Source organism: Phenylobacterium sp. (assembly GCF_030681155.1).
In the GTDB taxonomy this organism is placed as follows: Bacteria; Pseudomonadota; Alphaproteobacteria; order Caulobacterales; family Caulobacteraceae; genus Phenylobacterium.
Genome location: NZ_JAUXXE010000025.1, coordinates 1 through 5,849, shown reverse-complemented (window position 1 = coordinate 5,849; position 5,849 = coordinate 1). Strand labels below are relative to the sequence as shown.

At 62.4% G+C, this 5,849-nt stretch carries 13 protein-coding genes and 1 pseudogene; all 14 read right to left on the bottom strand.

Annotated features, from left to right (window positions below; genetic code table 11):
* Positions 1-225: 50S ribosomal protein L5 (gene rplE / locus Q8M13_RS05835; protein WP_305298844.1), on the bottom strand; the 225-nt coding region annotated here is incomplete at its 3' end.
* Entirely contained in the window at positions 218-532 is a 315-nt protein-coding gene (gene rplX, locus Q8M13_RS05830) for a 50S ribosomal protein L24 (RefSeq protein ID WP_305298843.1), read from the bottom strand. The genes rplX and rplE, both read right to left, overlap by 8 nt.
* On the bottom strand, positions 532-900 hold the full coding sequence (gene rplN, locus Q8M13_RS05825) for a 50S ribosomal protein L14 (protein ID WP_056018090.1): 369 nt from the start codon (positions 898-900) through the stop codon (positions 532-534). The genes rplX and rplN overlap by 1 nt, the downstream gene beginning before the upstream one ends.
* A gap of 15 nt (positions 901-915) precedes the next feature.
* Entirely contained in the window at positions 916-1,167 is a 252-nt protein-coding gene (gene rpsQ / locus Q8M13_RS05820) for a 30S ribosomal protein S17 (protein ID WP_056730061.1), read from the bottom strand.
* A 13-nt stretch (positions 1,168-1,180) separates the two neighbouring features.
* Positions 1,181-1,375: a 50S ribosomal protein L29 gene (gene rpmC, locus Q8M13_RS05815; RefSeq protein WP_056730059.1), complete on the bottom strand. Its 195-nt coding sequence runs from the start codon at positions 1,373-1,375 to the stop codon at positions 1,181-1,183.
* Complete coding sequence (rplP, locus tag Q8M13_RS05810) at positions 1,375-1,806, bottom strand: 50S ribosomal protein L16 (RefSeq protein ID WP_254836846.1); 432 nt, start codon at positions 1,804-1,806, stop codon at positions 1,375-1,377. The genes rpmC and rplP overlap by 1 nt, the downstream gene beginning before the upstream one ends.
* A 9-nt stretch (positions 1,807-1,815) precedes the next feature.
* On the bottom strand, positions 1,816-2,571 hold the full coding sequence (gene rpsC / locus Q8M13_RS05805; RefSeq protein WP_305298842.1) for a 30S ribosomal protein S3: 756 nt from the start codon (positions 2,569-2,571) through the stop codon (positions 1,816-1,818).
* Positions 2,571-2,951: a 50S ribosomal protein L22 gene (gene rplV, locus Q8M13_RS05800; protein WP_056730052.1), complete on the bottom strand. Its 381-nt coding sequence runs from the start codon at positions 2,949-2,951 to the stop codon at positions 2,571-2,573. The genes rpsC and rplV overlap by 1 nt, the downstream gene beginning before the upstream one ends.
* A gap of 2 nt (positions 2,952-2,953) precedes the next feature.
* Positions 2,954-3,232, bottom strand: a complete 279-nt coding sequence (gene rpsS, locus Q8M13_RS05795; RefSeq protein WP_056730050.1) for a 30S ribosomal protein S19 — start codon at positions 3,230-3,232, stop codon at positions 2,954-2,956.
* Between the two features lie 3 nt (positions 3,233-3,235).
* Positions 3,236-4,072, bottom strand: a complete 837-nt coding sequence (rplB, locus tag Q8M13_RS05790; RefSeq protein ID WP_305298841.1) for a 50S ribosomal protein L2 — start codon at positions 4,070-4,072, stop codon at positions 3,236-3,238.
* A 4-nt stretch (positions 4,073-4,076) separates the two neighbouring features.
* The gene (locus Q8M13_RS05785; protein ID WP_056018075.1) at positions 4,077-4,376 is read right to left on the bottom strand and encodes a 50S ribosomal protein L23; all 300 of its coding nucleotides are present in this window, start codon (positions 4,374-4,376) and stop codon (positions 4,077-4,079) included.
* Positions 4,376-5,014, bottom strand: a complete 639-nt coding sequence (gene rplD / locus Q8M13_RS05780) for a 50S ribosomal protein L4 (RefSeq protein ID WP_305298840.1) — start codon at positions 5,012-5,014, stop codon at positions 4,376-4,378. The genes Q8M13_RS05785 and rplD overlap by 1 nt, the downstream gene beginning before the upstream one ends.
* Positions 5,014-5,772 carry a 50S ribosomal protein L3 gene (gene rplC, locus Q8M13_RS05775; protein WP_305298839.1) on the bottom strand — a complete coding sequence of 253 codons (759 nt, stop codon included), beginning with the start codon at positions 5,770-5,772 and terminating at the stop codon, positions 5,014-5,016. Before rplC ends, rplD begins: the two co-directional genes overlap by 1 nt.
* Positions 5,773-5,786: 14 nt before the next feature.
* A pseudogene (gene rpsJ, locus Q8M13_RS05770) lies at positions 5,787-5,849 on the bottom strand (30S ribosomal protein S10); the annotation flags it as partial.

Genomic DNA, 5,849 nt, shown 5'->3' with positions numbered 1-5,849 from the left:
CTTGGTGGCCACCGGCTTCTGACCGGCGATCTTCGCCAAGTCAGCGATCGCGGAGTTGATCTTCTTGGAGTCGGCGACAGCTTCGCCCACGCCCATGTTGATCACGATCTTGTCCAGCTTCGGGAGTTGCATCTCGTTCGTGTAGCCGAACTGTTCCTTCATCGCCGCGCGGATGCGCTGGCGATATTCGGACTTCAGCCGGGGTTCGTAAGCTTGCTCAGCCATTGATCACCTCACCGGTCGTCTTGGCGACGCGGACCTTCTTGTCGCCTTCGACCCGGAAGCCGACGCGGGTCGGCTTGCCCTTGGAGTCGACGATCGCCACGTTCGAAATGTGGAGCGCCGCTTCCTTGTTCTTGATGCCGCCTTGCGGGTCGGACTGGGTCGGGCGGGTGTGACGCTGAACCATGTTCAGGCCTTCCACGACGACGCGGTCTTCCTTGGGCAGAACCTTCAGGACATTGCCTTGACGGCCCTTGTCCTTGCCGGCCAGGACCTGAACGCGGTCCCCTTTTTTGATCTTCGCGGCCATCACAGCACCTCAGGCGCGAGCGAAATGATCTTCATGTGGTTCTTCGCGCGCAGTTCACGAGGAACCGGGCCAAAGATCCGCGTGCCGATCGGCTCGGATTGCTTGTTCACGATCACGGCGGCGTTCTTGTCGAACCGGATCACCGACCCGTCCTTACGCTTGATCGCCGAAGAGGTGCGCACCACGATGGCTTGGAGCACGTCACCCTTCTTAACACGACCGCGCGGGATCGCTTCCTTCACGGAGACGACGATCTTGTCGCCTACGCCAGCGTACCGACGGCCTGCGCCGCCGAGCACCTTGATGCACATCACACGACGGGCGCCGGAGTTATCGGCGACCTCGAGGTTAGTCTGCATCTGGATCATTGGATGAGACTTTCTTTAAGAGGCTTGTTGGGCGCCGCCCTTAGGCAGCACTTCCCAGGTCTTGGTTTTCGACTTCGGCGCGCATTCGATGATGCGAGCGATTTCGCCGGCCTTGTAGACGTTGGCCTCGTCATGGGCGTGGTACTTCTTCGACCGACGAACGGTCTTCTTCAGCACCGGATGCAGGAAGGTACGCTCGACCTTCACCACGATCGTCTTGTCACCCTTGTCGGAGACGACGACGCCTTCGAGAATTCGCTTGGGCATATTCGTAGTCTCCTTAGGCCGCGGTCTGCTTGGAACGCAGGACGGTCTTGATCCGCGCGATGTCCTTGCGGACTTCGTCGACGCGGTGGGTCTTCTCGACCTGCCCCGTTGCAGCCTGGAAGCGCAGGTTGAACTGCTCTTTCTTCAGGTTCAGCAGGCTTTCGCCGAGTTGGTCGGGCGTCATACCCCGGATGTCGTCGATCTTCATCACGCGGCCTCCGCCACAGCGGCGTCGATACGGGTGACGATGCGGGTCTTCACGGGAAGCTTGGCCGCGCCGAGGCGCAGAGCTTCACGAGCCACATCGTCCGGCACGCCGTCGATTTCAAACATGATCCGGCCCGGGTGAACGCGCGCGGCCCAGTACTCGACTGCGCCCTTGCCCTTACCCATCCGCACTTCGGCCGGCTTGTCGGTGACCGGCACGTCCGGGAAGATCCGGATCCACACGCGACCTTGGCGCTTCATCTGGCGAGTGATCGCCCGACGAGCCGCTTCGATCTGACGAGCGGTGATGCGTTCCGGTTCGACGGACTTCAGACCGTAGGAGCCAAAGTTCAGCGAGAAGCCGCCCTTGGCCGTTCCGTGGATCTTGCCCTTGAACTGCTTACGATACTTGGTTTTCTTCGGAGACAGCATGGCTCTACCTTAGGCTCCAGCTTGCTCACGACGGTCACGACGCGGGCCACGGTCCGGGCGATCGCCCGAACGTCCGCCACCTTCGCCGGCCGGGCCGGATTCAGTAGCCAGGCGCTTGTCGAGAGCCATCGGATCGTGATCCAGGACCTCGCCTTTGAAGACCCACACCTTCACGCCGATGATGCCGTAAGTGGTGGTGGCTTCCGTGACCCCGTAGTCGATGTCGGCGCGCAGGGTGTGACGCGGCACGCGGCCCTCGTGGTACGATTCCGTACGCGCGATTTCCGCACCGCCGAGACGGCCGGCGACTTCGATCCGCATGCCCTTCGCACCAAGACGCATACCGCTTTGCAGCGAACGCTTCATGGCGCGACGGAAGGCGACGCGGCGCTCGAGCTGTTGGGCGATGTTCTCGGCGACCAGCTGGGCGTCGGTTTCCGGCTTGCGGATTTCGACGATGTTCAGGTGAACTTCGCCCTCGGTGATCGAGGCGACGTCCTTGCGCAGCTTATCAATGTCCGCACCCTTCTTGCCGATGATCACGCCAGGGCGCGCGGCATAGATGGTGATGCGGCACTTCTTGTGCGGCCGCTCGATGATGATCCGCGAAACGCCCGCTTGATACAGGCGCTTCTTCAGCTGCTTGCGGATCTTGATGTCCTCATGCAGGAGCCGGCCGTAATCCGCCTTCTTAGCGAACCAGCGCGAATCCCACGTGCGGTTGATGCCGAGGCGAAGCCCGAACGGATTGACTTTTTGACCCATCAGGCGGCCTCACCCAATTCGCGGACCACGATGGTGATCTCGCTGAACGGTTTTTCGATACGCGAAGCACGACCGCGAGCGCGGGCGGCGAAGCGCTTCATCACCAGGTTCTTGCCCACGAAGGCCTCGGCGACGACGAGATTGTCGATGTCGAGGTTGTGGTTGTTCTCGGCGTTCGAGATCGCCGAGTAGAGCGCCTTGCGGACATCGCGAGCGATGCGCTTGTGGCTGAACTCCAGCTCGTTCAGGGCCCGTTGGACCTTGAGGCCGCGGATCGACTGAGCGACGAGGTTCAGCTTGCGCGGGCTGGTGCGCAGGGTCGTGATCTTGGCCATGGCCTCGATCCCCGACAGGCGGCGTGCTTTAGCTTGCTTAGCCATGGCTACTTCCTCTTCGCCTTCTTATCGGCGGCGTGACCGGGGAAGTACCGGGTCGGGGCGAACTCACCGAGCTTCATCCCGACCATGTCTTCGCTGACCAGCACGGGAACGTGCTTCTGGCCATTGTGAACGCCGAAGGTCAGGCCGACGAACTGCGGCATGATCGTCGAACGACGCGACCAGGTCTTGATCACATCCTTGCGGCCAGAACCTTGAGCGGTCTCGGCCTTCTTAAGGAGGTATCCGTCAACAAACGGACCTTTCCAAACGGAACGGGTCATGGCTTACCGAGCCTTCCGAGCGTGGCGCGAACGGATGATGTACTTATCCGTCGCCTTGTTAGTGCGGGTCTTCGAGCCCTTGGTCGGCTTGCCCCACGGGGTGACCGGGTGGCGACCACCAGAGGTGCGGCCTTCGCCGCCGCCGTGCGGGTGATCGACCGGGTTCATGACGACGCCGCGGACGTGCGGGCGGAAGCCCATGTGACGAACGCGACCGGCCTTACCCAGAACCTGGTTCATGTGGTCCTGGTTGGACACCGCGCCGACCGTAGCCATGCAGGTGTCTTGGACCATACGCAGTTCGCCCGAGTTCAGGCGGATCTGAGCGTAGCCGGCGTCACGACCGACCAGCTGGGCGTAGGCGCCAGCCGAACGGGCGATCTGACCGCCCTTGAGGGGCTTCAGCTCGACGTTGTGAATGATCGTGCCGATCGGCATGCCGCGCAGCGGCATGGCGTTACCCGGCTTCACGTCGGCCTTTTCGGCGGCGATGACAACGTCACCGGCCTTCAGGCGTTGCGGGGCCAGGATGTAGGCCAGTTCACCGTCTTCATACTTGATGAGCGCGATGAACGCCGTGCGGTTCGGGTCATACTCGAGACGCTGAACCGTGGCCGGCATGTCGAACTTGCGGCGCTTGAAATCGACCTTGCGGTACAGGCGCTTGGCGCCGCCGCCGCGGAAGCGGACAGCGATACGGCCATTGCCGCCACGACCACCCGACTTCGTCAGACCCTCGACGAGGGACTTTTCGGGGCGGCCCTTGTGGAGCTCGGAACGATCGATCAGCACCAAGCTACGACGGCCAGGCGATGTCGGATTATAATGCTTCAAGGCCATCGGACTAGAGCCCCGTGGTGATGTCGATGGACTGGCCTTCGGCCAGGGTCACGACAGCTTTCTTGACGTCGGAACGACGACCAGGACGGCCGCGGAAGCGCTTGGTCTTGCCCTTGACGACCAAGGTGTTGACCTTGGTGACATTGACTTTGAACAGCGCCTCGACGGCGGCGGCGATTTCGTCCTTGGTCGCGTCATTGGCGACCCGGAAGACCACTTTGTTCTGCTCCGAGAGCAGAGTGGCCTTCTCGGTGATCACCGGCGACAGGATTGCGTCGTAGTGGCGGGCGACTGGGTCGGCCATTACGCGGCTTCCTTCTCAGCATAGCGCGCGTTGATCGCTTCAACCGCGTCCTTAGTCAGGACGAGGGTGTGACGACGCAGCACGTCATAGACGTTCAGGCCGGCGTTCGGCAGCACGTCCACGTTCGGGATGTTGCGGGCGGCGAGCTTGAAGTTCGCGTCGACTTCGGCGCCGGCGATGACCAGCACGTTCTTCAGACCGATCTTCTCGAGGCTGGCGCGAAGGCCGGCCGTCTTGGGATCGGCGAGAGTGACGCTATCCATGATGACAAGCGAGCCGGACTTGACCTTGGAGGACAGCGCATGGCGCAGAGCCAGGGCGCGGAACTTCTTGGTCAGGTCGAAGGCGTGGCTACGGACGACAGGCCCGTGAGCCTTGGCGCCGCCGACGAACTGAGCCGCACGGCGCGAACCGTGACGAGCGCCGCCGGTGCCCTTTTGCTTGTACATCTTCTTGCCCGTACGAGAGACCTCGTTGCGGACTTGAATTTTGTGGTTGCCCGAGCGGCGCTTGGCGAGCTGCCAAGTAACCACGCGCTGCAGGATGTCCCCACGGATGTCTTCGATACCGAAGATGGCGTCGGACAGTTCGATCGAACCGCCCTTCCCGCCGTCGAGCTTGATGACGTCGAGTTTCATTACTGTGCTTCGCCCCCAGCTTCAGGCGCTTCAGCCGGAGCTTCTTCCACCGCCGGAGCCTCTACGACCGGAGCCGCATGGCCAGCCTTGCGGAAGCTGCCCGGGACGGGAGCTTCAGCCGGACGCGCCGACTTCACCGCGTCGCGGATCTTCACGTAGGAACCTTCGGTGCCGGGCACGGAGCCCCGCACGAGGATCAGGCCACGCTCAACGTCGACCTTCCAGACAGTGACGTTCAGGGTGGTGACGGTTTCCTGACCAAGGTGGCCAGCCATCTTCTTGCCCTTGAAGGTCTTGCCCGGATCCTGACGCTGACCGGTCGAACCGTGGGCCCGGTGAGAGACGGACACCCCGTGGGTGGCCCGCATACCGCCGAAGTTCCAACGCTTCATGGCGCCGGCGAAGCCCTTACCGACCGTAGACCCCGTCACGTCGACCTTTTGGCCGGCGACGAAGTGGTCGGCGACGAGCTCAGCGCCCACGTCGATCAGGTTATCCTCGGTCACGCGGAACTCAGCGAGTTCGTGCTTGGGCTCGACTTCCGCCTTAGCGAAGTGGCCACGCATGCCCTTGGAGGTGTTTTTGGCTTTCTTGGCGCCGGCTCCGAGTTGGAGAGCGACATAGCCGTCCTTGTCCTGGGTACGATGAGCCGTGACCTGGCAGCCCTCAAGGCTGAGCACGGTCACCGGCACATGGCTGCCAGCTTCATCGAAGAAGCGCGCCATACCCAGTTTCTTGGCGATCACGCCGGTACGCATCGACCGATCCCCTCTTAAAGCTTGATCTCGACGTCCACGCCAGCGGACAGGTCGAGCTTCATGAGCGCGTCCACGGT

What these genes read in the sequence shown, in the direction of transcription:
- rplX (WP_305298843.1), bottom strand. Translation starts at nt 532, where the DNA reads ATGGCCGCGAAGATCAAAAAAGGGGACCGCGTTCAGGTCCTGGCCGGC.
- rplN (WP_056018090.1), bottom strand. Translation starts at nt 900, where the DNA reads ATGATCCAGATGCAGACTAACCTCGAGGTCGCCGATAACTCCGGCGCC.
- rpsQ (WP_056730061.1), bottom strand. Translation starts at nt 1,167, where the DNA reads ATGCCCAAGCGAATTCTCGAAGGCGTCGTCGTCTCCGACAAGGGTGAC.
- rpmC (WP_056730059.1), bottom strand. Translation starts at nt 1,375, where the DNA reads ATGAAGATCGACGACATCCGGGGTATGACGCCCGACCAACTCGGCGAA.
- rplP (WP_254836846.1), bottom strand. Translation starts at nt 1,806, where the DNA reads ATGCTGTCTCCGAAGAAAACCAAGTATCGTAAGCAGTTCAAGGGCAAG.
- rpsC (WP_305298842.1), bottom strand. Translation starts at nt 2,571, where the DNA reads ATGGGTCAAAAAGTCAATCCGTTCGGGCTTCGCCTCGGCATCAACCGC.
- rplV (WP_056730052.1), bottom strand. Translation starts at nt 2,951, where the DNA reads ATGGCTAAGCAAGCTAAAGCACGCCGCCTGTCGGGGATCGAGGCCATG.
- rpsS (WP_056730050.1), bottom strand. Translation starts at nt 3,232, where the DNA reads ATGACCCGTTCCGTTTGGAAAGGTCCGTTTGTTGACGGATACCTCCTT.
- rplB (WP_305298841.1), bottom strand. Translation starts at nt 4,072, where the DNA reads ATGGCCTTGAAGCATTATAATCCGACATCGCCTGGCCGTCGTAGCTTG.
- Q8M13_RS05785 (WP_056018075.1), bottom strand. Translation starts at nt 4,376, where the DNA reads ATGGCCGACCCAGTCGCCCGCCACTACGACGCAATCCTGTCGCCGGTG.
- rplD (WP_305298840.1), bottom strand. Translation starts at nt 5,014, where the DNA reads ATGAAACTCGACGTCATCAAGCTCGACGGCGGGAAGGGCGGTTCGATC.
- rplC (WP_305298839.1), bottom strand. Translation starts at nt 5,772, where the DNA reads ATGCGTACCGGCGTGATCGCCAAGAAACTGGGTATGGCGCGCTTCTTC.